Annotated in this window: 14 protein-coding genes and 1 tRNA gene; 8 read left to right on the top strand and 7 right to left on the bottom strand. The window is 67.3% G+C overall.

What is annotated here, in order from left to right; genetic code table 11:
• Positions 1 to 47: 47 nt before the first annotated feature.
• On the bottom strand, positions 48 to 1115 hold the full coding sequence (locus CVA01_RS00430; RefSeq protein ID WP_244938066.1) for a magnesium and cobalt transport protein CorA: 1068 nt from the start codon (positions 1113 to 1115) through the stop codon (positions 48 to 50).
• A 124-nt stretch (positions 1116 to 1239) separates the two neighbouring features.
• On the opposite strand from CVA01_RS00430, the gene CVA01_RS15155 reads away from it, so the two are divergent.
• Both CVA01_RS15155 and CVA01_RS00425 read left to right on the top strand, forming a co-directional pair.
• Positions 1240 to 1434 (top strand): hypothetical protein, encoded by a 195-nt coding sequence (locus CVA01_RS15155; protein ID WP_073883980.1) that lies wholly within the window; start codon positions 1240 to 1242, stop codon positions 1432 to 1434.
• On the top strand, positions 1434 to 2051 hold the full coding sequence (locus CVA01_RS00425; RefSeq protein ID WP_244938065.1) for a hypothetical protein: 618 nt from the start codon (positions 1434 to 1436) through the stop codon (positions 2049 to 2051). Before CVA01_RS15155 ends, CVA01_RS00425 begins: the two co-directional genes overlap by 1 nt.
• Before the next feature lie 92 nt (positions 2052 to 2143).
• Here CVA01_RS00425 and CVA01_RS00420 read toward each other — a convergent pair whose 3' ends face one another.
• On the bottom strand, positions 2144 to 5899 hold the full coding sequence (locus CVA01_RS00420) for a multifunctional oxoglutarate decarboxylase/oxoglutarate dehydrogenase thiamine pyrophosphate-binding subunit/dihydrolipoyllysine-residue succinyltransferase subunit (RefSeq protein WP_174775580.1): 3756 nt from the start codon (positions 5897 to 5899) through the stop codon (positions 2144 to 2146).
• 233 nt (positions 5900 to 6132) lie between these two features.
• Here CVA01_RS00420 and CVA01_RS00415 point away from each other — a divergent pair, with 233 nt between their 5' ends.
• Positions 6133 to 6921, top strand: a complete 789-nt coding sequence (locus CVA01_RS00415) for a hypothetical protein (RefSeq protein WP_141327769.1) — start codon at positions 6133 to 6135, stop codon at positions 6919 to 6921.
• Positions 6922 to 7028: 107 nt separating this feature from the next.
• Here CVA01_RS00415 and CVA01_RS00410 read toward each other — a convergent pair whose 3' ends face one another.
• Positions 7029 to 8486, bottom strand: coding sequence for a glyceraldehyde-3-phosphate dehydrogenase (locus CVA01_RS00410; RefSeq protein ID WP_073883983.1), 1458 nt, complete (start codon positions 8484 to 8486; stop codon positions 7029 to 7031).
• 141 nt (positions 8487 to 8627) lie between these two features.
• Positions 8628 to 10127 carry an amino acid permease gene (locus CVA01_RS00405; RefSeq protein WP_373862647.1) on the bottom strand — a complete coding sequence of 500 codons (1500 nt, stop codon included), beginning with the start codon at positions 10125 to 10127 and terminating at the stop codon, positions 8628 to 8630.
• Positions 10128 to 10224: 97 nt separating this feature from the next.
• On the opposite strand from CVA01_RS00405, the gene CVA01_RS00400 reads away from it, so the two are divergent.
• A complete protein-coding gene (locus tag CVA01_RS00400; protein ID WP_141327765.1) occupies positions 10225 to 12414 on the top strand; it encodes a DEAD/DEAH box helicase in 2190 nt (729 codons plus the stop codon).
• A 116-nt stretch (positions 12415 to 12530) separates the two neighbouring features.
• On the opposite strand, the gene CVA01_RS00395 is transcribed toward CVA01_RS00400, so the two are convergent.
• Together CVA01_RS00395 and putP are read right to left on the bottom strand one after the other, a co-directional pair.
• Complete coding sequence (locus CVA01_RS00395) at positions 12531 to 13190, bottom strand: HNH endonuclease family protein (protein WP_141327763.1); 660 nt, start codon at positions 13188 to 13190, stop codon at positions 12531 to 12533.
• Between the two features lie 49 nt (positions 13191 to 13239).
• The gene (gene putP, locus CVA01_RS00390) at positions 13240 to 14853 is read right to left on the bottom strand and encodes a sodium/proline symporter PutP (protein WP_141327761.1); all 1614 of its coding nucleotides are present in this window, start codon (positions 14851 to 14853) and stop codon (positions 13240 to 13242) included.
• Between the two features lie 161 nt (positions 14854 to 15014).
• Between putP and CVA01_RS00385 the strand changes: the two genes are divergently transcribed.
• The 4 genes from CVA01_RS00385 to CVA01_RS15410 are packed head-to-tail and all read left to right on the top strand — an operon-like array spanning position 15015 to position 23398.
• Positions 15015 to 18263 (top strand): DEAD/DEAH box helicase, encoded by a 3249-nt coding sequence (locus CVA01_RS00385; protein ID WP_244938064.1) that lies wholly within the window; start codon positions 15015 to 15017, stop codon positions 18261 to 18263.
• Positions 18256 to 19425, top strand: coding sequence for an SWIM zinc finger family protein (locus CVA01_RS00380; protein WP_141327757.1), 1170 nt, complete (start codon positions 18256 to 18258; stop codon positions 19423 to 19425). The genes CVA01_RS00385 and CVA01_RS00380 overlap by 8 nt, the downstream gene beginning before the upstream one ends.
• Positions 19418 to 20662, top strand: coding sequence for a metallophosphoesterase family protein (locus tag CVA01_RS00375; RefSeq protein ID WP_041630634.1), 1245 nt, complete (start codon positions 19418 to 19420; stop codon positions 20660 to 20662). Before CVA01_RS00380 ends, CVA01_RS00375 begins: the two co-directional genes overlap by 8 nt.
• Positions 20663 to 20665: 3 nt before the next feature.
• On the top strand, positions 20666 to 23398 hold the full coding sequence (locus tag CVA01_RS15410) for an ATP-binding protein (RefSeq protein ID WP_141327755.1): 2733 nt from the start codon (positions 20666 to 20668) through the stop codon (positions 23396 to 23398).
• A 57-nt stretch (positions 23399 to 23455) separates the two neighbouring features.
• Here CVA01_RS15410 and CVA01_RS00365 read toward each other — a convergent pair.
• Positions 23456 to 23528, bottom strand: a tRNA-Arg gene (locus tag CVA01_RS00365).
• Positions 23529 to 23599: the final 71 nt, after the last annotated feature.

The raw sequence follows: 23599 nt of genomic DNA, 5'->3' as shown, positions 1-23599 counted from the left end.
AGAGCAGAGGATACGTGACGTGGTCTACGCACCGCTCACAGCAGGTGTCAGAGCCAGCGGTTGTGCCGGAACAGGGCGATCAGGCCGACGCAGATCGAGACCATGAGACAGACGACCAGCGGATAGCCGAAAGCCCAGTCGAGCTCCGGCATCTCCTGGAAGTTCATCCCGTAGATCCCGGCGATCATCGTCGGCACCACCGCCACCGCCGCCCAGGCGGAGATCTTCCGCATGTCGGTGTTCTGCTGCAGCGAGATCTTGGCGGCCGCGGCGTCCACCAGGGACGCCAGCCGTTCGGCGTAGTTGCCGGTGTGGTCTGCGGCGAGGATCTGGTGGTCCAGCACGTCACGGATATAGGTCCGGCTGTCGTCGATGATGTTGTCGTGGTCGGAGACCAGCAGCTTCAGTGCCACCGTGAGGGGGTCGATGGCGTGCCGTATCTCCAGGACCTCCCTCATGAGCAGGTAGACCTCCTCGATGGAGAAGGAGATGGACGGCGCGAACACGGTGGTCTCCATCGCACTGACATCGTCTTCCAGCTGGAGGGTCACGTCGAGGTAGTGGTCGACGATCTCGTCGGCCAGGGAGTAGAGCACAGTCTGCGGCAGGAACACCCGCTCGAGATTCTCCGTGACCCGGTCGGTGGGGTCCGGAGCCTCACCGTGGGTGACGGTGACGACGAAGTCCCGGCCCAGAATCACCTGTGCCTCGCCGGTGGTGACGTCCGGGGTGAGGTCCGTGTCGGTGCCACCCGGGGTGTAGTTCACGGTGCGCAACACGAACAGCAGCTGACTTTTGTAGCGCTCGAGCTTCGCCCGTTGATGGGCGGTGACGGCGTCCTCCACGACGAGTTCGTGGATGCCGAAGATCTCCGCGATCCGGTGCATGACGGCCTCGTCCGGTTCAGAGACATGGACCCAGCAGAAGTCCCCCTCGCCCAGAGATTCGTGGGCGTGGCGCAGTGCCTCGACGTCGCCGGTGGTGGTGTTGAGCTCGAAGCGTTCAGCAGAACCTGCGGCAGCGGCGGCACCGGATGAACTGTCCCGGTTGTCGGCCCGGTTGTCGGCGCGGTAGACGGTGCAGTGTGCTTCTGCGACGGAGAGGGGACTGCTCATGATGACAGTCAACCAGATCAGTGCATGATGTGGCGGGGCGTTGCGCTGCACCCCCGGTGTCAGTGACTACTCTGGTCGGGACGGACAGCACCGAACCGAGGGAAGGACCGGGTGACTGACAACCATGACCCGACTGATCGCCGGCGGCCTCTGCGGCCTCGCCGTGATTCTCGCCGTCGCGGGGAACACACTGTGGATCCCGCATGCCGTGGCAGGCGCGGTGGCGACGGCCGGGGCACTGGCCAGCGACCACAACCGGTGGTGGGGACTGGTCCCGTGGATCGCGCTGGTCGTGCTCATCATGGCGGTGTGGTTCTGATGGGCCGCACCCGACGAGGCGTAGTTGTCGTGTCCGGCGCGCTGACGGCGATGACCGCACTCACCCTGCCGCTGGCGTCCTGCAGTTCGACGGCCACGGTGCCGCAGCAGGCCGCTGTCGCCGCGTCCACGGACGGGCCCGTGACCGTCGGGGCCACCGATGACCCGTTGCAGCAGGCGTTGGCGGAGAAGGTCGGTGCGAAGCTCAAGGACGCCGGACGCAGCGTCGAGGTGACCACGGTGGACGCCGGTGACCGTATCGGGGAGTTGCGCGACGGTGGACTCACCGTGGTCACCGGGTGCGTCGGCGAGCTGCTGGACACCCTTGACGCGGCCAAAGGGCAGGAACTGCGGGGGCTCTACGCGGAGGCGCAGGACTCCGGGGGCGTGGACCGGGACATGTGGCGGGACATCACCCACTCCACGATGGTCTCGGCCCTGCCCACCGACCTGCAGGCTGCGGATCCGGGCCAGTCGGTGGCCTGTGATGATGATTCACTGCCGCAGAACACCGTGGCCCTGTACGCCAAGCCGACGATGGACCGGGCGGACCGGAAGGCGCTCAACGACATCGCCGGGGGAGTGACGACCGAGGACCTGCGCGCTGCGGCGGAGTAGGCGGCAGCTGACAGACAGAAGGCACAGACCCCCGCACCGGATGATCCGGTGCGGGGGTCTGTGCCTGAGGGCCCTGAAAGCCCGGCCGCGGGCTAGTCGGCGAAGGCCTCGTTGAGGAGGGCCTCCTGCTCAAGGTGGTGGACCTTGGCGACACCGGTGGCGGTGGAGGACTGGGCACGGCGGGAGACGCGCTTCATGGTGAAGCCCGGGATCCGCTCCGGCAGGTTGAGGGCCAGGAAGGGCCAGGCGCCCTGGTTGGCCGGCTCATCCTGGACCCAGCGGACCTCGGCGCCCGGGTAACCCTCGGCGACGGTCTCGCGGATCCGGTTGTGCGGGATCGGGTGCAGCATCTCGACGCGGACGATGGCGACATCGTCGCGTCCTTCCTCTGCGCGCTTCTTCTCCAGGTCGTAGTAGATCTTGCCTGTGCACATGAGCACCTTCTTGACCCCGGAGCGGTCGGCGGTGCCGTCGGCGAAGCGCGGGTCGTCCAGCACGGACTGGAACTTCGTGACCTTGGTGAAGTCCTCGACGGTGGAGGTCGCGGCCTTGTTGCGCAGCATCGACTTCGGGGTGAAGACGACCAGCGGACGACGCATGGTGCCCAGAGCGTGGCGGCGCAGCAGGTGGAAGTGGTTGGCAGGGGTGGACGGCTGGGCGATGGTCATCGATCCCTCGGCGGCCATCTGCAGGTAGCGCTCGATACGGGCCGAGGAGTGGTCCGGGCCCTGGCCCTCGTAGCCGTGCGGCAGGAGCAGGATGACGCTCGACAGCTGGCCCCACTTGGCCTCACCGGAGGAGATGTACTCGTCGATGATGGTCTGGGCGCCGTCGGCGAAGTCACCGAACTGGGCCTCCCAGGCGACGACGGCGTCGAGGTTGCCGACGGAGTAGCCGTACTCGAAGCCCATACCGGCGTACTCGGTGAGCGGGGAGTTGAAGGCACGGAAGGAACCGCCGTTGCCGGCCTTGCGGGCGACCTCCTCCAGCGGGCTGAAGGGCTGGTTGGTCTCCGAGTCGAAGAGGATCGCGTGGCGCTGGGTGAAGGTACCGCGCTGGGAATCCTCACCGGCGAGGCGCACGAGGCGTCCTTCACGGGCCAGGGAGCCGAAGGCGAGCAGTTCGCCGAAGGCCCAGTCGATCTTGCCCTCGCGGGACATCTGGTGGCGACGCTTGACCACGGAGCGGACCCGCTGGTGGATGTTGAAGCCCTCCGGGGCGTCCACGGAGAAGCTGTCGCCGATCTCGGCGATGACGTCCGCGGTGATGGAGGTGTCCAGGCCGGTGGTCAGGGCCTGACCGCCGGCGATGCCGGTCTGGGCGGCCGGGGTGGCAGCCGTGATGCCTTCCTTGACCTGGTTGAAGACGGCCTCCAGCTGGCCGTGGAAGTCGTCGGCGGCGCGCTGGGCGTCCTCGGCTGTGATGTCGCCACGTCCCACGAGCGTGTCGTGGTAGATGGAGCGCACGGTCGGACGGTCCTCGATGATGCTGTACAGCTCCGGCTGGGTCATCGACGGGTCGTCGGACTCGTTGTGACCGCGGCGGCGGTAGCACACCATGTCGATGAAGACGTCCTTGCCGAAACGACGGCGGTATTCGACGGCCAGACGGGCGACCCAGACGACGGCCTCGGGGTCGTCACCGTTGACGTGGAAGACCGGGGCGTCGAAGCCCTTGGCGATGTCGGTGGCGTAGTGGGTGGAGCGGCCACGGTCCGGGGTGGTGGTGAAGCCGATCTGGTTGTTGACCACGACGTGGACCGTGCCACCGACGGTGTAACCGCGCAGCTGGGCCATGTTGAGGGTCTCCTGGACGATGCCCAGGCCCGTGAAGGCGGCGTCACCGTGCATGAGGATCGGCATGATCGGACGCTGTTCGGCGTTCGGGGACAGGTCCTGGTGGGCGCGGGCCAGACCCTCCATAACCGGGTTGACGGCCTCGAGGTGGGACGGGTTCGCGGTCAGGGTGACCTTGATGTCGTTGTCGCCGAACATCTGGGTGTACACACCCTCGGCGCCCAGGTGGTACTTCACGTCACCGGATCCACCGGCGGCGGCGGGCTCGATGTTGCCCTCAAACTCACCGAAGATGGTGGAGTACGGCTTGCCGACGATGTTCGCCAGGACGTTGAGACGACCACGGTGGGGCATACCGATGACGATCTCTTCGAGGCCCTGCTCGGCAGCCTGGTCCGCGGCGGCGTCCAGCATCGGGATGAGGGCCTCGGCGCCCTCGAGGGAGAAGCGCTTCTGGCCGATGTACTTGGTCTGGAGGAAGTTCTCGAAAGCCTCGGCGGAGTTCAGCTTCTGCAGCAGGTACTTCTGCTCGGGGTTGGACAGCTTCTGCTGACCGGCCTCGATGTGCTCCTGCAGCCAGAGACGCTCGTCCTTGTCGAGGATGTGGGTGTACTCGGAGCCGACCTTGAGGGTGTAGGCCTGGCGCAGGGTCGCGAGGACCTCACGCAGGGTCATCGTCTCGCGACCGGCGAAGCCACCGACGTTGAACTTACGGTCCAGGTCCCAGAGGGTCAGGCCGTGGCTCTCGATGTCGAGGTCGGAGTGGTCCGGCACCGGCAGGCCGGGCTGGGCCCAGTGCAGCGGGTTGACGTCGGCGATGAGGTGGCCGCGGGAACGGTAGGACTCGATGAGCTGCATGACCCGGGTGGACTTGTCCACGCCGGAATCCGGCATATCCTGGGACCAGCGGGTGGGGGCGTAGGGAATGCGCAGGGAGATGAAGATCTCGTCCCAGAAGCCGTCGTCGATGAGCTGGCGGCTCATGTCACGCAGGAACTCGCCGGACTCCGCACCCTGGATGATGCGGTGGTCGTAGGTCGAGGTGACGGTGACGAGCTTGCCGACACCCAGGTCGGCGAGACGGTCCTGGGAGGCGCCGGCGAACTCCGCCGGGTAGTCCATGGCACCGACACCGATGACCGCACCCTGACCGTTGGTGAGGCGGGGCACGGAGTGGCGGGTACCGATGCCGCCGGGGTTGGTCAGCTGGATGGTGACGCCGGAGAAGTCGTCCATCGTCAGCTTGCCCTGGCGGGCGCGGACGACGATGTCCTCGTAGGCGTCGACGAAGCCCTCGAAGGTGAGGGTCTCGCACTCACGGATGGCGGCGACAACGAGGTTGCGGCTGCCGTTCTTGGAGACGAGGTCGATGGCCAGTCCGAGGTTGATGTGCTCGGGGGTGACCACAGCCGGCTTGCCGTCGATGACCTTGTAGCTGTTGTTCATCGTCGGGTGCGCCTTGACGGCGTTGATCAGTGCCCAACCGAGGATGTGGGTGAAGCTGATCTTGCCGCGGCCCTGGGAGCGGAGGTGGTCGTTGACCATCGCCCGGTTCTCGAACATGAGCTTCGCCGGCATGTCCCGGACGGTGGTGGCCGTCGGGATCGTCAGGGAGGCGTCCATGTTCTTGGCGATCGCACGCTGGGCGCCCTTGAGGTTCGCCTCACCCGCGGTGAGCGGCTCGGCGGCGCCCTTCGGTGCCGGGGGAGCGACGCGGGTCGGGATCGGGTTGGCCGACGGTGCGACGTTGCCGCTGATGGAAGCTGCGGCACTGACCGGACGCCCCGCGGCGGGGGTGGACGGGACGCCGGCCGGAGCGGTCTTAGGGGTCGTCACCGGGGCGGCGGCGGGGGTGGTCGCCGGGGCCGTCACGGTCGTGTCTTTCGGAGCGGCTGCCGGGGTCGCGTCACCGGTGGTCTTCCCCTCGGAGAAGAAGTCCCGCCATTCCTTGTCCACGGACTGCGGGTCCTCCTTGAACTGCTGGTACATCTGGTCGACCAGCCATTCGTTGGAACCGAAATTGGAGCTGTTCACAGCAGGTCCTCGCCTCATTTCATGATGTTGTCAATCTCGACCAACCACCCTACTACATGTGTCCTGTACCACGATGTCGAAGGGGTTGTCCGGGGAACCGGGGACAAAAAGTATATTTTCAGTTGCTTCTCCGCCAGGGGCACTCCCGGTCGGTCCGGTGTCGGCTAGCATGGGTGACGGTTCCGACGGCGTACCCGGGTGATGTGCCCGGGGCGAGACCCGTTCGGAGTGGACCGTAGGAGGTTCCCCTCGTGGGTTTCTATGTGGACATCGCTGAAGCACTCGACGCGGAGGGGATTGAATCCCGCGTCAATGACGGCACCCTCTTCGTTCCGGTGTCGGAGGATCTGGAGGTCCAGTTCGTCGACATCACCGGGGGGACCGGGATCCCCGGTGCGAACGTCTTCCTGGCCATGGCTGATGTCTCCGAGGATGACGAGGAGTTCGAGGCAGCCCTCGTCGGTGTCGTCTTCTCGGTGGAGGACGCCGTCGCCACGGTGGCCCGCCACGTCGCCACCGACCTGGTGGTCGGCACGGTCCGCGATCTCATGGAGGGCACTGACCCCCGCATCGCCGACCTCGAGTTCGTCCAGGATCCGGTGGACGCGTTGACGGTCAGCGCGGAGGTCGGGGAGAGCTCGGAGATCGTCGTGACCTTCGAGGGCGAGGAAGGTACCCCCACTGCGCGGGTGCAGTTCGTCACCCTCGGCGAGGACTTCGAGGATCTCATGGACCAGGCGGTCGGTGAGATCTGGGATGAGGAAGTGGACCCGGATCCGGAGGACGTCACAGACGGTGTCTTCCATTCCTCCGAGGCTGACCGTCAACGGATCCTGGAGGGCCTGGTCCACGACATCGCGGACATGACCGAGGAGATCCTCGAACTGGGGTCCTACCAGGACTTCGACCGGCTTTTCGATGTCCTCTTCGTCGCGCAGGAGCAGGCCTCGGCCTGGGAGGAGCTCCTGGTGCCGCTCGAAGAGTTCTGGGAGGAGGACGGGGAAGACGGCGATGACGGCAACAGTGACGAGCACGCCTGAGCGTCTTCCGTGCTGATTGCACGCTGACCCCGGCAGCACGACGCCCACACGGTCCGGTGTTCCGGACGGGTGGGCGTTGTCGTGTGCAGGCCCTGTGGAGCGGAAACCTACGCCAGTTCGGCGGGCTCCATCCGGGTCGGGTACACCTGCGGGCGGGCTCCGGCGATGTCCTCGACGATGCGGATCACCTGGTTGGAGTAGCCGAACTCGTTGTCGTACCAGACGTAGAGCACGAGATTCTTTCCCTCGGCGATGGTGGCCAGGCCGTCGACGATGCCGGCATGGGTGGAACCGACGAAGTCGGAGGAGACCACGTCCGGGGACTTGATGTAGTCGATCTGCTGACGCAGGTTGGAGTGCAGTGCCACCTTGTGGAGGTACTCGTTGACCTCGTCGCGGGTGGTCTCCTTGTCCAGGTTGAGGTTCAGTACGGCCATCGACACATCCGGGGTGGGGACGCGGATCGCGTTACCGGTGAGCTTGCCGGCCAGCTCCGGGAGTGCCTTCGCGACGGCCTTGGCGGCACCGGTTTCGGTGAGGACCATGTTCAGGCCGGCGGAGCGGCCACGACGCGGACCCTTGTGGAAGTTGTCGGTGAGGTTCTGGTCGTTGGTGAACGAGTGGACCGTCTCGACGTGGCCGTGGACGATGCCGTAGCGGTCGTCGATGACCTTGAGCACCGGGGTGATGCCGTTGGTGGTGCAGGACGCCGCGGACAGGACGCGGTCCTCCGGCGCGATGTCGCCGTGGTTGATCCCGTAGACGATGTTCTTCACGTCGCCCTTGCCCGGTGCGGTGAGCAGGACCTTGGACACGCCCTTGGACTCCAGGTGGCGGGACAGCCCGTCGCGGTCACGCCAGACGCCGGTGTTGTCGACGACGATGGCGTCGTTGATGCCGTAGGAGGTGTAGTCGATGTCGGACGGGTCGGAGGCGTAGATGACCTGGATGGCGGTGCCGTTGGCCCAGATGATCTCATTCTCCTCGTCGACGGTGATCGTCCCGTCGAAGGCACCGTGGATCGAGTCGCGGCGCAGCAGGCTGGCACGCTTCTCGATGTCGTCGGAGCTCTTCTTGCGCAGGACGACAGCGCGGAGGCGGACACCCCCGTAGGTTGCCTCGCGGGAGATGAGGATGCGGGCCAGCAGGCGTCCGATGCGGCCGAAGCCGTAGAGGACGATATCCACCGGGTCCTTCTCGATGTGCTGGTTGAGGACGTCGGCGAGTTCACGCTCGAGGTACTCGCGGAGGTTCCTGCCACCCTCGGCCTCGAAACCGGTGGCCAGCCGGCCCAGGTCGATCGAGGCGGTACCGAGGTTCATCTCCACCAGTTCCTGCAGGATCGGCAGGGTGGAGCTCAGCGGCAGCTCGCGGTCGGTGACCAGACGGGCGTAGCGGTGGCTCTTGATGATGTCGATGTCGGTGACATTGACGAGCAGGCGACCGAACACCGAGGTGACGACGTTGTGCTCGTTGTGCAGCCGGGTGATCAGCGGGAGGATCTCCTGCGCCAGGGCGATGCGGTTGCTCCAGTCGCTCTGGTTGGCGGGGGCCTGTGCAGTCATAGGGGTCCTGTTCAAAGTCGTGGAGACGGTATCTGACGGGGGTTCCGGACGCGTCGGTTTCCGGGTGTGCTCCCGGGTGGGGTGCCGGTTCACCCCCTACGGTAGTTCAAACCCCACATGGCGTCCTAGTCGCATGTCTGTTTACGGGGTTGACGGGGTCTCCGGATCCCCCTGCTGCCCCGTGAGGCCCTGGTCTGTCGACCGTGTACGGTGCCGGGAGAGGGGATAGAGCAGGCTCATGCCGACCGTGAAGATGACACCGGCGAGCAGCGCCGAGCGGTACTCCGCGAGCCAGAACATCGTGCCGAAGGTGACGAGGATGACGGCGATCGCGAGATACTGTCCCCAGGGCCAGAACGGCACCCGGAACGACAGCGATTCCGGGTCGACCCTCTCCCCGCCACCCCAGCCGTAGCGGCTGGCGAGGTGGGCCAGCAGGATCATCAGCCAGACGAAGACGGTGGCGAAGGTCGCCAGCGCGGCGATGGACTCGAAGAGATCCGCGGCGGTCGCGTTCCAGAGCTGGAGGGCGACACCGATGACGAGGACGCAGAGCATCGCTCCGACGGTCGTCACCGGGACACCGTTCCTGCTCAGTTTCGCGAAGACCGAGGGTGCGAGGTGCTCGCGCGCCATGCCGAAGATGATGCGTCCGGCACCGTAGAGGTCCGAGTTGATCGCCGAGAGTGCTGCGGTGAGCACCACGACATTGAGCAGACCGGCCGCCCAGCTGACGCCGAGGGTGCTGAAGATCTGGACGAAGGGGGACTCCTCTCCGGTGATCTCGCGCCACGGCGTCACCGAGACGATGACGAGAATGGCCAGGACGTAGAACAGCAGGATGCGCACCGGGACGGTGTTGATCGCCTTGGGGATGGCGGTCCTGTAGTCCTTGGCCTCGCCGGCGGTCACGCCGATGACCTCGGTACCGCCGAAGGCGAAGAGCACGAGAATCAGTGAGCTGAGGACGCCGGTGGCACCGTTGGGGAACATGCCGCCGTCATTCCACAGGTTGTCGATGCCCGCGGATCCGCCGGTGTCGACGTTGAATACGAGAATCGCGGCGCCGCCGACGATCATCGCCACGACGGCGGTGACCTTGACGAGGGTGAACCAGAACTCCAGCTCGCCGTACCAGCGGGTGGAGGCGAGGTTGGCGGCGGCGACAATGATCAGGGCCACCGCGACCCAGACCCAGCTGGCGGTGTCCGGGAACCAGAACTTCATGTACAGCGCGACGGCGGTCAGGTCGGCGAGGCAGACGATGATCATCTCGAAGGCGTACATCCAGCCGGTGATGTAACCGGCCCAGCCACCGAGGAATCGGCGGCAGTGCTCGGCGAAGGAACCGGCGACCGGCTCTGCCACGGACATCTCGCCGAGGGCGCGAAGCATGAAGTACACGACCGCGCCGCCGAGCAGGTACACGAAGACGACGCCGGGGCCGGCGGCGCCGATGGCTCCGGAGGACCCGTAGAACAGGCCGGTGCCGATGGCCGACCCGAGGGCGATGAAGTGGATGTGCCGGTGGGTCAGTGCGCGGCGCAGCTGGCGGGTGGTGCTGGCCGACGGTCCGGGCGGGGTGGGCGTACCGGACGGCGAGGACAGGTCGGGGGAAGCGGGGTCAGTCACGCAGATCATCCTAGATGGTGATGCCCCCTGTCCCACATCATGGGCTCAATCTGGGGTAGACTCGGCCGAATCGCTTTTGGTGCCGCGGGCACCTATGATGGGGGTAATGACTGAAACTGAGAACGTTTCCGGCGACGAGAACCAGCCGGACACCTCCCAGTCGACGGTTACTCAGAACGATCTGCTCGAGACCTCCGGGGAATCCCCCCTGAGCGTCGGTGACATTGTGGGCGCAGATGATTCCGAGAACACCGCGGACAGGGATGTCACCGAAGAAAATCCTGCAGACAACAACGATACTGAGACTGAATCCGGTTTCGCGGGCCTCGGCCTGCCTGACCGCATCCTCGCCGCGGTGGAGAAGGTCGGTTATGTCACGCCGTCCCCGATCCAGGCGGCCACCATCCCGGCTCTGATGGACGGGCACGACGTCGTCGGCCTCGCCCAGACAGGTACCGGCAAGACCGCGGCCTTCGCGCTGCCGGCCCTGTCCCGCCTGGACACCACCGAGCGCCACCCGCAGGTGCTCGTCCTGGCCCCGACCCGTGAGCTCGCGCTCCAGTCGGCTGACGCCTTCGAGTCCTTCGCCAGCCACATCGGTGGCGTGAGCATCCTCCCGATCTACGGCGGTGCCCCCTACGGCGCACAGCTGTCCGGCCTGCGCCGTGGCGCGCAGGTCATCGTGGGTACCCCGGGCCGTATCATCGACCACCTGGAGAAGGGCAGCCTGGATCTGTCCCACCTGCGTTTCCTTGTCCTCGACGAGGCCGACGAGATGCTCAACATGGGCTTCCAGGAGGATGTCGAGCGCATCCTCGCCGACACCCCGGACTCCCGTCAGGTCGCGCTCTTCTCCGCGACCATGCCCTCGGCGATCCGTCGTCTGTCGAAGCAGTACCTCAACGACCCCCAGGAATACACCGTCAAGTCCGAGCAGCGGACCGGTGACAACATCACGCAGGACTACCTGATGGTGTCGCACCGCAACAAGCTCGACGCGCTGACCCGCATCCTCGAGGTCACCGAGTTCGACGCGATGATCATCTTCGTGCGGACCAAGAGCGACACCGAGGAGCTCGCCGACAAGCTGCGGGCCCGTGGCTTCGAGGCTGCGGCCATCAACGGTGACATCGCGCAGAACCAGCGTGAGCGCACCGTCGACCAGCTCAAGGACGGCCGACTGGACATCCTGGTGGCGACCGACGTCGCCGCCCGTGGCCTCGACGTCGACCGCATCACCCACGTCTTCAACTACGACATCCCGCGGGACACCGAGTCCTACGTGCACCGTATCGGCCGTACCGGCCGCGCCGGCCGCACCGGTCGGGCGATCCTCTTCGTCACCCCGCGTGAGCGTCGTCTGCTGAAGAACATCGAGCGTGCGACCAAGTCCCACCCCAACGAGATCCAGCTGCCGGGTGTCGACGAGGTCAACGAGGCCCGCAAGAACAAGTTCTTCACCTCGATCACCGAAGCCCGCAAGGGCAAGCAGGTCGACATCTTCCGTGAACTCGTCACCGAGTACGCCGAGGCCAATGACGTCACCCCGACGGACATCGCCGCCGCTCTGGCCGCGAAGCTCCAGGGTCGCGAGGCCTTCTACGTCCAGGAGATCCAGGAGCCGCAGCGTCGTGAGCGTCGCACCCGCGACGACTGGGACCGTGGCGAGCAGGATTCGGGCGTGCACCGTCCCTTCTCCGAGCGTTTCAACAGGGACGCCCCGAAGGTCACCGACCGCAACGGCAAGGAACTTGCCGTCTACCGCGTCAGCGTCGGACACCGTCAGCGCGTCCGCCCGGGTGCCATCGTCGGTGCCCTGGCCAACGAGGGCGGTCTGAACTCCCGTGACTTCGGCCGGATCAGCATCTTCTCCGAGCACTCCCTCGTGGAGCTGCCGGCGGATCTGCCGAAGGACGTTTTCGAGCAGCTCGACCAGACCCGGATCTCGGGCAAGCTGATCAACATCGAGCCCGACCCGGGCGCTCCGGCCGGCCGTCCCGCCCGCAACCGTCGCGACCGCGATGACCGCGACGGTGACCGTCGTGGCGGTGGCCGTGGTGGATACGGTGGACGCGGTGGCCGTGACCGTGACGACCGCGGTGGACGCGGCGACCGTGGCGGCTACTCCGACCGGGGCCGTTTCGACCGTGACAAGGGCAACCGCGACCACGGTAACCGTGACCACGGTGGACGCAGCAGCTGGCGTGGCAACCGCAACGACCGCTACGACCGTAACGACCGTAACGACCGCGGTGGGGACCGTGGCGGTTACCGGGGTCGGCGCGACCGCGACTAGTCGGCGGCGCTCCGCCCACTGACATCCACCACCTTTCAGGTCACCGGGAGATTCCGGAACCGACCTGAGGGGTGGTGGATTTCTGTACGGGTGGGGCAGGTCCTTCTCCGGGGCGGTCACAGTCGGCAGGCGACCCGGGCGGCGGAGACGTCGGGTTCACTGACACTCAGTCCGTACCCGACGGAGACCGTCAGGTAGCGGGCGACGTAGGCGCACGGAGCGGCACCGGACAGTGGGGGAAGCCATTCGGCCGGTGTCCCGTCGCTCTTGGCCTGGTTCGCCTGCCCGGAGACCCCCAGGAGGTTCCGGTCCAGGTCGTTGGCGAAGGCGACCCGCCTGGCGCGGTCCCAGGCATAGGCCCCGTGGTCCCAGGCCGCCGCCAGCGGGACGACATGGTCGATCTCCACCTCCGACGGGGAGATCAGATCCCCGGTGTAGACGTCGGTGGCTGAGCCCCCGGCCCGCGGGCACGTGGTGCGTCCACCGTCGGCCGGGACTGTGGCGTCGAAGATCTCCAGCATCACCCGCTCCCGGGTGGTGCACAACGCGCCCTCGGCGGTGACCCCGGTTTCCCACCCGCCGAAGTGACTTCGGTCGTAGCCGAGGACATGGATCCGACGTTGCGTTGTCGGGACTTCGTCGAGCAGCGAGGCGACGAGACGCCGGTCTCCCCCAGCGGGCGTCACGGCGTCCTCCCGGGGAAGGGGGAGGAGGAGTGCGCCGGCAAGGGCGGCGCAGACCGTGGCAATGACGAAGGCCGGTCGTGGGAGTCGCATACTGTGTTGGACTCCACGACCGGCCTTCCGGTTCACACCGGGACGTTGATCAGCGGGTGACTGTCTTCCCGTCCTCGGCGAGGATCTTGTCGCGGGCGGAGGCGATGTCGAGGTTCTTGTCGGACTCGGCGAGGCGCGCCAGGCGGGTGGCTTCGTCGAATTCGGTGACGACCTCTTCATCCGGCTCCCTGGTGTTCAGGGTGACGATGACCATGACGAGGATATTGATGATGACGCCCGGGATCATCTCGTAGAGACCGAAGGGCTTGTCCATGACATTGAACTGGGGCAGTCCACCCCAGATGAAAGCGACGGCTGCACCGGCGGCCATACCTGCGACCGCACCCGGCACGTTGAGCCTGCGCCAGAAGAGTGCGGCGACGACCACCGGGCCGAAGGAGGCACCGAAGCCGGCCCAGGCGAACTCAACCAGGCCGAGGATGGCGGAATCCGGGTCGAGGGCGACCAGGGCGGCGATGATCGCGACGATGATGATCATCGCACGCGAGAGGTTCTTCAGCGTGTTGTCCGTCGCGGACTTGTTGATGAGGCCCGCGTAGATGTCCTCGACCAGTGCGGAGGCGACCACCAGCAGCTGGGAGGAGACCGTGGACATGATCGCGGCGAGAACGGCGGTGAGGATCAGACCGGCGATCAGCGGGTGGAAGACCACCTTGGCGATGTCCAGGAAAATCGTTTCGTAGTTCGTGATGTCGGAGAACGAGGCGTCCCCGTTCTGGGCGAAGAAGGCGGGGCCGATGATCGCGATGAAGACCGAGCCGACCAGGCAGAGGCCCATCCAGCCGACACCCCAGCGACGGCCGGCGGTGGCGTCCGAGGGCTTCCGCATCGCCATGAAGCGGACGATGACGTGCGGCTGACCGAAGTAGCCGAGGCCCCAGGCGAGACCCGAGACGATGGTGACGAATCCGACGCCGCTGACCGGGTTGAACCAGCCGGAATTCGCCGCGATCTCGTTCGCCGCATCACCGTAGGTGTTGTCCAGCTGGAAGGTGAAGATGTCACCCGGGTTGTCAACGTTGAGGATGGCGAAGGTGGGCACGAGAATCAGCGCCAGGAACATCATGGAGCCCTGGACCACGTCGGTGTAGGAGACTGCGAGGAAGCCACCGACGAAGGTGTAGAGCACCGTCACCGCGCCGATGATGGCCAGACCGGTCAGGTAGTCGCCGTCGAAACTGGACTCGAAGTAACGGCCGCCGGCGACCATGCCGGAGGCGACGTAGAAGACGAAGAAGACGAGGATGATGACGCCCGAGAGGATGCGCAGCGTATGGCTCTTGTCGCGCAGCCGGTTCTCCAGGAACGAGGGGATGGTGATCGAGTTGTTGGCGATCTCGGTGTAGCTGCGCAGGCGCGGGGCGACCAGTTTCCAGTTGCACCAGCAACCGATGAGCAGACCGACAGCGATCCAGATCTCGGAGAAGCCGGACACGAACAGGGCTCCGGGAAGACCCATGAGGAGCCAGCCTGACATGTCCGAGGCACCGGCGGACAGGGCGGCCACGAACGGGTGGAGGCCGCGACCTCCCACCATGTAGTCCTCGTATTCGTCGGTCTGGAGGTAACTCCAGACACCGATGCCGAGCATGGCGATCAGATAGATCACCATCGCGATGATGAACCACGTATGGTCACTCATGGCAGAACTCCTCGTGTGTCGTCGGTACAGGTTTCAGTCGATGAAAAGTCATTGAGAACCACAGTAGAGGTTTTGGAGCCGGCTGTCCGGTGGACGGGGTCGAACAGTGGTTCGGCACGGGTAGGGCAGAGGCTGTCCGGTCCCCGTGGTACACAAGGAGAGTGACTGAACACCGGGTACATCTTCTGTGGCTCGCCGGCCGGGGTCTTCACCTCTGGGTTGAGCGGGTCGAGGGGCACGCCGTCGTGGTCGACAGTGCCACGCTCGGCCCGGATGACCTGGCTGCGCCGCTGCTCGACCTGGTGAAGAGCCGGGCGCTGCGGCGTCGCGACGGGATGAGGGTGGCGACGCCGAAGGGACAGGTCCGTGAGATCTCCCTCTACACCCAGGCGTGGACGCCTGAGCAGGCGCTCACCGTGCTCGGAACACTCTCGGCGTATCTGCGTGGGGGTGGTGACATCTCCCAGCTCAGCGCGGAGACGGTGTGGCTCGTGCGGCTGTACGAACTCCTCCTGGAGATCGTGGACACCGGACGTGTGATGATGAAGCTCCATTTCGCCGACGGTCAGTGGTTCCCGGTGTGGTGCGTCTCCTCCTCCGGGGTGCACAACCGGATCCTCAGGGAGTTCCAGGCATCCTGCCCGGTGGTGCTGACGCTCAACGGCGGGGATGATGTCCTGCTGCGCGCCGCCGATGAGCTGGTCCACTGGATGTGTGTCGCCCGGCTGCAGGAGCGGTCCGCAGCCACCGGCACGGTCTTCGACAACCACTTCGTCGCCGCGCTGGTGTCCGGCGAGGCAGACCGCCGCCTCACTCCGGTCGTCGCTGACGGGCTGGCGGCATGGCGCCGCTCGGCCACCGAGAACTCCACCCGGCTCGTCCTCATGCTGCAGGAGCCCCAGGGTGCGGCGGCGGACGACGGCGACGACGATGACTCAGACACCGGGGCAGAACCGGTTGATCCGGAGGCGCGTCGCTGGCGTCTCGGCGTCCGTCTGTCGGTGGATGACGCCCCGGCCGCCGAGATCCCGGCGTCCGAGGCGGGGGACAGGGAGAAGCGGGTGCTGCGTCCGGGGTTGGACGCCGCCTACCGGGCGTGGCCGCCGCTGCGTGACACGGCCACGGCGGTGGAAGGGTGGTTACGCACCGGGGTGTGGTTCCCGGAGTCGGCGGCACTGACCGGGCGTCCTGCCGAGGACCGCGTGCTGTCCCTGGCGCTGACCATGGCGGATGTCGAGGCACTGCTGTCCGAGGGGGTGGCGGCGCTGACCATGGCCGGTGTCGACGTGCTCGTACCGCGTGGCTGGTCCACGGTGCGTCCGGCGGTGAAGGTGCGGATCTCGCCGGTCGGCGCCGGGCCGGCGGAGGGTCGCATGGGTATGGAGCAGGTGCTGTCCTTCGACTGGGACATCTCGGTCGACGGCGAACAGCTCAGTCCGCTGCAGAAGCATGACCTGCTCACCTCGGCACGCTCCGTCGTACAGGTCAAGGGCCGGTACGTGCGCCTGGACGGGGACTCCCTGTCCCGGGCGCGCAGCTACTTCCGCACGGTGACGGAGGCGCAGCAGGCGGCGGAGAAGGACAGGAAGGACGCAGCGCGTACCGACGACCCCCATCCGCTGGTGTCGCTCGGCGACCTGCTGTCCGCCGAACTGGCCTCGCAGGACCGAACCTGGAACGCCGACGAGGACCTCGAGATCGACGCCGAGGGCTGGGTCGGCCGGATGCTCGCCGCCCAGCACCCGCGTGAAGGTGACGGCGAGATGCCGGCCCTCACCCCGCCGGAGCGGGTGGAGCCGCCGACCTCCCTGACGGTCACGCTGCGCGACCACCAGCAGCGGGGTCTCAACTGGCTGGTGTGGATGTTCCGCCACCGGCTCGGTGCGGTTCTCGCCGATGACATGGGCCTGGGTAAGACTCTGCAGGTCCTCGCCCTGCTGGCCTGGGAACGCGAGCACGGTGAGTCGACCGGTCCCACACTCGTCGTGGCCCCGACCTCGGTACTGGAGGCATGGAACTCGGAGGTCGCCCGGCATGTGCCGTCGCTGCGTGTCCTGGTGGACCACGGCTCGGGAAAGGTGCCGGAGGAGCAGTTCCCGGCCGCGACCGAGGCGGTGGATCTGGTGCTGACGACCTACGGGACCGTGGGACGCAACCCGGCCCGCTACGCCGGTCTGCGGTGGGGTCGGGTGGTCGCCGATGAGGCGCAGAACATCAAGAACCCGGGCACGGCGCAGTCGAGGGCGGTCCGGGCTGTCCCGGCCGACCACCGCATCGCGCTCAGCGGCACCCCGGTGGAGAACCGGCTGTCAGAGCTGCACACCCTCATGGACTTCTGTAATCCCGGGCTGCTGGGCTCGGCGAAGGCCTTCCACAACGCCATCGGTTCCCACATCGAGCGGGACCGGGAACCGGAGGACGTCGAGCGGCTCCACCGGCTCGTCGACCCGTTCATCCTGCGGCGGGAGAAGACGGATGCGTCCCTGGATCTGGGGCTGCCGGAGAAGCGCGAGTACATCGACTCGGTCACCATGACCGCGGAGCAGGCGGCGCTGTACCAGGCGTACGCCGCGGACGTCGAGGACAGGTTGGCCAACAGCCGCAGTGACCGACGTAGTGGTCTGGTGCTCACCGCGCTGACGCATTTCAAGGAGATCTGCAATCACCCGGCGCATTTCAGTGGCGACGGGTCCGGGATCCGTAAAGACGGCCGTCACCGCTCCGGCAAGGTCGAACGGCTCTACCGGATCGTCGCCGAGGCACTCGAGCAGGACCGTCGGGTGCTGGTGTTCACCCAGTTCCCGTCGTTCGGACGCATGCTCGCCCCAGACATGGAGGAGGTGTTCGGCATCGAGGTGCCGATGCTCCACGGTGGACTGAACAGGAAGGCGCGTGTGGACCTGGTGAACCGGTTCCAGTCGGAGAACGGGCCGAAGGTGATGATTCTGTCGACCAGGGCCGGTGGCACCGGCATCACGCTGACCCGGGCCAGCGTGGTCATCCACATCGACCGTTGGTGGAATCCGGCGGTGGAGGACCAGGCCACCGACCGGGCCTACCGGATCGGCCAGGGGCAGGACGTCCGCGTTCACAAGCTCATCGCCGTGGGTACTCTCGACGAGAGGATCAACGACATCCTCGGTGCCAAGCGCGACCTCGCCGGAGACGTGGTCAGTGCCGGCGAAAGCTGGCTGACGAGGATGGACGATGCGTCCTTGAAGGACCTGTGGCGGCTGAACACCTCCACCTCCGACCGCCGACTCGGTACCGGCGGTGCCGAAGGTGAGGCGGCGCTGCAGGAGGCGATGGACAGGATCGCGGACAACTGGGCCGAGTTCCAGGCGGGTCTGCTGGAGAAGTACCCGGCGAAGTACCCGGCGAAGGACAGAGAGGAGGACGACTGTGAGTGAGGACAGGAAAGGCGGACGACGGCGGCTCGGCACCCCGAAGCCGGAGTGGGGCGACAACGTCATCGAGGCCGACTTCGGTTCCCGCGGTCCACGCGCCTCCGGCAAGGACGCCACCGGCGGACCCGACCTCACCAAGGGTCTCTTCGACCCGGCCAGCCGGCTCGGGCGGGCGGTCGCCGAACAGCGGGCCGCGCAGACCGCCGCGGAGGAAGCGGAGAAGCGCCGGAGGACGCAGACCCGTCAGCGCGAGCAGCGCGCGGCATCCACCACCGAAGGCTGGGCGGGCCGTGTCATCCTGGACACGGTCGGTTCCGGTGCAGACACGGCACGCCGTCAGCGGGGACTCGCATACGCCCGTGGGGGCAATGTACGGCAACTCGACCTCGAACTGGGCACGGTGAGCGCACTGGTCACCGGATCGCAGCTGGAGCCCTTCGAGGTGTCCCTGCGGTGGCGTCCACTGTCGGAGAACCAGGTGACGTACATCCACGGCGAGTGCCTGGAGCACCCCGAGAACCTCGCCCGGCTGCTGGCGGGACGCGAGCCGCGCCGGGACGTGGCGGCGGTGCTGCTCAGTCCGTCGGACTTCCGCGATTCCTGGTGCACCTGCCCCGACCGTGCCGGGGTGTGCAAGCACCGGATCGCTGTGGCGCATGCCGTGGCCGAGCAGTTCACCACCGATCCGGTGGCCTTCCTCGACTGGCGGGGGATGGACACCCGGAAGCTCATCGATGAGGTCGGTGCGAAGGAGAGGCAACGTCATCCGCAGGTCGTGGACCTGCAGCGGCGGGCGGTGCAGACGGGGTCTTCCGGGACTACCGGCAGTTCCGGCAGTTCCGGCAGTTCCGGCAGTTCCGGTGGGACGCGCCGGGAACCGGAGGATGTCCGCTACAGTCCCGGGGAGTTCTGGGGTGACCTGTCGCGGCTGCCGCAACGGGAGCCGCTGACCCCCGGGTCGGGGCTGGAGCTCGGTGACCAGGGCACCCGGAACGCGGTGATACGCAAGGTCAGCTGGAATACGGTGGACCAGTTGCGCGTCCTCGATGAGCTGGAGAGCTGCTACCGGCTGCTGACCGGGGAAGATCAGGAAGAATACGATACTGTGTTCGACAGGGAACCTTGGTTGTCCGGCCCGTCCGGAAGAATCGGTGCGCATGACTGACACACCACGCCCGTCACCACATTCCGTCCGGATCCTCCACACCTCGGACTGGCAGCTCGGCATGAAGCGCTGGTTCCTCGGGGAGGAGGCCGGCCCCCGGTACCAGGAGGCCCGTCTCGCCGTCATCGAACGGATACTCGACCTTGCCGTGGCGCGGTCCTGCGACGCGGTTGTCGTCGCCGGCGATGTCTTCGACGACAACCTCGTCGACAGTCGGACCTGGCGTCGGGCGGTCGACATCCTCCGGGCGTCCCCGGTGCCGGTGTTCCTTCTGCCCGGCAACCACGACCCCTACGACCCGGCGAGCATCTACCGGGATCCGGTGTTCGAGGGTCTGTCACCGACAGTCCGCGTCCTCACGGACACCACTGCGCAGCGGGCGCGGGACGCCGCCGACGGCCGGCCGGCGTTGGAGATCGTCGGTGCTCCGCTGCTGTCGAAGTACGTGAGTGCGGATCCAGTGGCCGGGGCGCTGCGCGAGCTGCGTGGTCCTGAGCGCCGGGATGCCGCGACGGTGCGCGTCCTCGTCGGTCACGGTGCGACCTCCTCGCGGTCATCGGCCGGCGACCCCGCCGTCATCGACGTGGACGCCGCCGCACAGGCCTGCCGGGACCGGCTCGTGGACTATGTCGCCCTGGGGGACACCCACTCCGCGGTGAACCTCCACGAGGACGGCACGGTGCGCTACTCCGGCAGCCCTGAACCCACCGACTTCCGCGAGGAAGACGGCGGGGGAGAGGGACGCTCCGGCTTCGCGCTCGTCGTCGACATCACCCTCGACCCGGAAGCCCCCGTGGCTCCGGCGACGGTCACCGTTGACGAGGTGCCCGTCGGTACCTGGCATTTCCTGGCGCTGTCCGCCCGGATCGACTCCGATGAGGGGGTCACCGACTGGATCCGTCGGCTCGGGGAACTGCCGGACAAACGCACCACCGTGGTGAAGTACGCGCTGACCGGCACCGTGGATCTCGCGACCGGCGCCCGGCTGGACCGGGAGACCGCCGAGAAGGTCCCGTCCTTCGCCGCGCTCTACCCGAGGGAGCGGCTGATGGACCTGCACACCGCGCCCGATGACGGGGAACTCGCCGAGGCCCGGTGGCCCGGTGCCGTCGGTGAGGCCTCGCGGGTCCTGGCGTCCCGCACCGCCGAGGGGGACGCCACCGCCCGTGACGCGCTGCGCCTGCTCTACCGGTTGTCGGCCGAGCCTGCTGGAACCACGACCGGGAAAGGGAACTGACCCATGCTCACCCTCCATTCCCTGACCCTCGACCATGTCGCCGGAGTCGACCACGCACACCTGGAACTGCCGGACAGCGGAGTTGTCGTCGTCCACGGACCCAACGAGATGGGAAAGACCACCCTGCTCACGGCCTTCGGCCTGCTGCTGTCCGAGGTCGGGGTGAACTCGAAGGCGGCCAGGATCAAGGCACTGAAGAGCGCGACAGAGGACGTCGCGACCACGGTCTCCGCAGACATGACGGTCGCCGGGCACCGGCTGACCATCCTCAAGAGCTTCAACAAGAGCAGCGGACGCTGTGAACTCACCGTGACCTCCCCGCGGCGGGAGAATCTCACCGGACGGCAAGCGGCGGAACGCTTCGCCGAACTGCTGTCCGAGGGGGTGGACACGCAACTCATCGACGCCCTCACCATCAGGCAGGGTGCGAGCCTGGACATTCTGGCCGCCACCGGAATCCCCAGCCTGGAGCAGGCTCTCGGCGGGGATTCACCGGCGGATGACGAGGCTGCCGGTGCCGGTGCCGGTGCCGCTGCCGGCACGGGTACAGCGGACGGGGCCGGCGCCCTCATCGGCAGGATCACCGAGGAATACCTGCGGTACTTCACCCCCGGTGGCCGACCCTCCAAGGAACTCAAGGCGGTCACAGACGCCCTGGCAGCGGCCGAGGCGGACCATGATGCAGCGACCGGCCGCTACACCCAGGCGCAGAATCTCATCACCGAGCTCGGACAGCTCACCGTGGAGAAGACCGCCGTGGCGAAGCAGGAGCCCGTCGCCGCCGAGGCTGCCGTGGAGGCGGAGAAGACCCTGGCTGAGGGCCGCGCCGCGGTCGCCGAACTCGACGGGTTGCACAGGACCGTCACTACCGCCGCCGGAGTGCGGGACCTCGCCGACCAGCGTGCCCGCGCCCGCGCCGACCGGATTTCCGCCCTGGCGGACGCAGAGAAGACCGTCGCCGCCCTGACCGTCGAGGTACAGGAGGCCGAGAAGGCCGCCGAGCAGGAGGAACAGACCACCGGGGATCTGGGGAAGAGACGCAGCGCCGCACGTCGCCGGTCCCGGGTCGCCACCGCCTGGGCGGCACGCGTGGAGGCACTGTCCCGGCGACAGGATGCCGGGTCCCGGGTCGCGGACCTGGCGGACCGGATCGCCAGGGCCACCGGCATCGCCGACGAGGTCCGTGATCTGAAGAGGTCGGTGGACGACAGTCCGGTGACCGACAAGGTCCTCGCCTCCCTGCGTTCGGCGGACGCCGCCCTGTGCCAGGCTGTTACCGTCCGCGATGCGGTGGCGACGACCGTGGAGGTCGCCGGACCTGCTGACGGCACTGTCACTGTCGACCGGGAGCCCCGTGAGCTGGTCGGCGGGTCGGCGACCGTGCATGTCACCGGACGCCAGGAGATCGGTCTGGGGGACTGGACCGTCACAGTCACCCCGTCCCGCGACGTCAGCGAGGTCTCCGAGGAAGTTACCCGTGCCCGCGCGGACCTCGACCGACTCCTGGTGGCCGCCGGTGTCGAGGACCTGACAGCGGCCGAGGCCGCGGCGGCGGCACGTCAGGATGCGGCGGAGGAGCACCGTGAAGCGGTGCTCCGGCTGACTCAGGTGACCGGTACCGGCACTGTCGACGATCTGCGCAACCGGCACGAGCGTGCCGCCGCCGAGGTCGAGGAGCTCGGAACGCGTGCGGACGAGGCGCTGCAGCGGATCCACGACGAGGATCCCGAGGGGGCCGTTGTCCTGCCCGGGGTGCCCGGTGCGGATACCGGTGACGAGATCACCGCCACCTCAGCGGAACTGACCGATGAGGCGGACGCCGCCCTGCGGGAGGCGGAGCGGATCCAGGAGGACATCACCCGGGTCACCCGCGCCGGTGCGGCAGTGCGGCTCGAGGGCAGGAAGACGGAACTGGAACGGGCGACCGCAGGTCGTGACCGACTCGCCGCGACTCTGGCTGCGGATCGGGAGCAACGGGACGACGCGTCCCTCGACTCCGAGCTCGCAGAGGCCGCCACCGCACTGGCGGAGGCCCGGGAAGCTCTCGCCGAGGCGGAGTCCCGTACCGGCGTCATCGACATCGGGACGCTCACCAGCCTGGCGGAGGGGGCGACATCCCGTATGCGTCGGCTGCGGGAACGCGCCGAGGAGACCGGCCACGCTGTCTCACGGGTCACCGGTGCGCTCGGTGAGCATGCGGGTGTCGCCGAGGAGGTGGAGGACACCCGCACCGCCGTGGAGCGTGCCGAGCGTGAACACCGTCGGGTGTCGGCACAGGCAGAGGCCGCAGCACTGCTGTACTCCGAGGTCCAGGAGGCGCTCGCCCGGGCACGGGAACGCTATGAGGCCCCGCTGCGTGCCACGGTCGAGCGGCTCGCCCGCACCCTCTACGGCTCGGAAGTGGACTTCGAGTTCGGTGACGACCTCGGTCCGTCCCGCCGGACCCTGGACAATGTCACCCTCGACACCACTCAACTGTCCGGTGGTGCCCGTGAGCAGCTCTCCGTCCTGACCCGCCTGGCCGTCGCGGATCTCGTCGGTGGGGGAGACGCGGTGCCGGTGATCATCGACGACGCCCTCGGGTTCTCGGACCGCGGGCGGATCGACCGTATGAACGTCGTCCTCGACACGCTCGGACGGGACCACCAGATCATCGTGCTGACCTGTGACCTCGACCGCTTCGACGGGATCTCCGGTGCGACCCTGGTCCCGATGCGGCAGGTGCTCGCCGGGTGAGCGTCCACCGGCATACGAGAAAACCGCACCTCACATGAGGTGCGGTTTTCTCTGCTGTGCCCCCGAGACGATTCGAACGTCCGACCGCTGGTACCGGAAACCAGTGCTCTATCCCCTGAGCTACGGAGGCAATGACGATGACTATAGCACCGCGTAACCCTGCGACCGCAAACCGCCCGCATGACACCGGTGTAAGTCCTC

This window comes from Corynebacterium variabile, from assembly GCF_006539825.1.
GTDB lineage: Bacteria > Actinomycetota > Actinomycetes > Mycobacteriales > Mycobacteriaceae > Corynebacterium > Corynebacterium variabile.
This window is presented reverse-complemented; position numbering and strand designations above follow the sequence as displayed.

Bases quoted from the DNA above. Each gene is read 5' to 3' on its own strand.
- CVA01_RS00430 (WP_244938066.1), bottom strand. From the start codon at position 1,115: ATGAGCAGTCCCCTCTCCGTCGCAGAAGCACACTGCACCGTCTACCGC.
- CVA01_RS15155 (WP_073883980.1), top strand. From the start codon at position 1,240: ATGACCCGACTGATCGCCGGCGGCCTCTGCGGCCTCGCCGTGATTCTC.
- CVA01_RS00425 (WP_244938065.1), top strand. From the start codon at position 1,434: ATGGGCCGCACCCGACGAGGCGTAGTTGTCGTGTCCGGCGCGCTGACG.
- CVA01_RS00420 (WP_174775580.1), bottom strand. From the start codon at position 5,899: ATGAGGCGAGGACCTGCTGTGAACAGCTCCAATTTCGGTTCCAACGAA.
- CVA01_RS00410 (WP_073883983.1), bottom strand. From the start codon at position 8,486: ATGACTGCACAGGCCCCCGCCAACCAGAGCGACTGGAGCAACCGCATC.
- CVA01_RS00405 (WP_373862647.1), bottom strand. From the start codon at position 10,127: ATGATCTGCGTGACTGACCCCGCTTCCCCCGACCTGTCCTCGCCGTCC.
- CVA01_RS00400 (WP_141327765.1), top strand. From the start codon at position 10,225: ATGACTGAAACTGAGAACGTTTCCGGCGACGAGAACCAGCCGGACACC.
- CVA01_RS00395 (WP_141327763.1), bottom strand. From the start codon at position 13,190: ATGCGACTCCCACGACCGGCCTTCGTCATTGCCACGGTCTGCGCCGCC.
- putP (WP_141327761.1), bottom strand. From the start codon at position 14,853: ATGAGTGACCATACGTGGTTCATCATCGCGATGGTGATCTATCTGATC.
- CVA01_RS00375 (WP_041630634.1), top strand. From the start codon at position 19,418: ATGACTGACACACCACGCCCGTCACCACATTCCGTCCGGATCCTCCAC.
- CVA01_RS15410 (WP_141327755.1), top strand. From the start codon at position 20,666: ATGCTCACCCTCCATTCCCTGACCCTCGACCATGTCGCCGGAGTCGAC.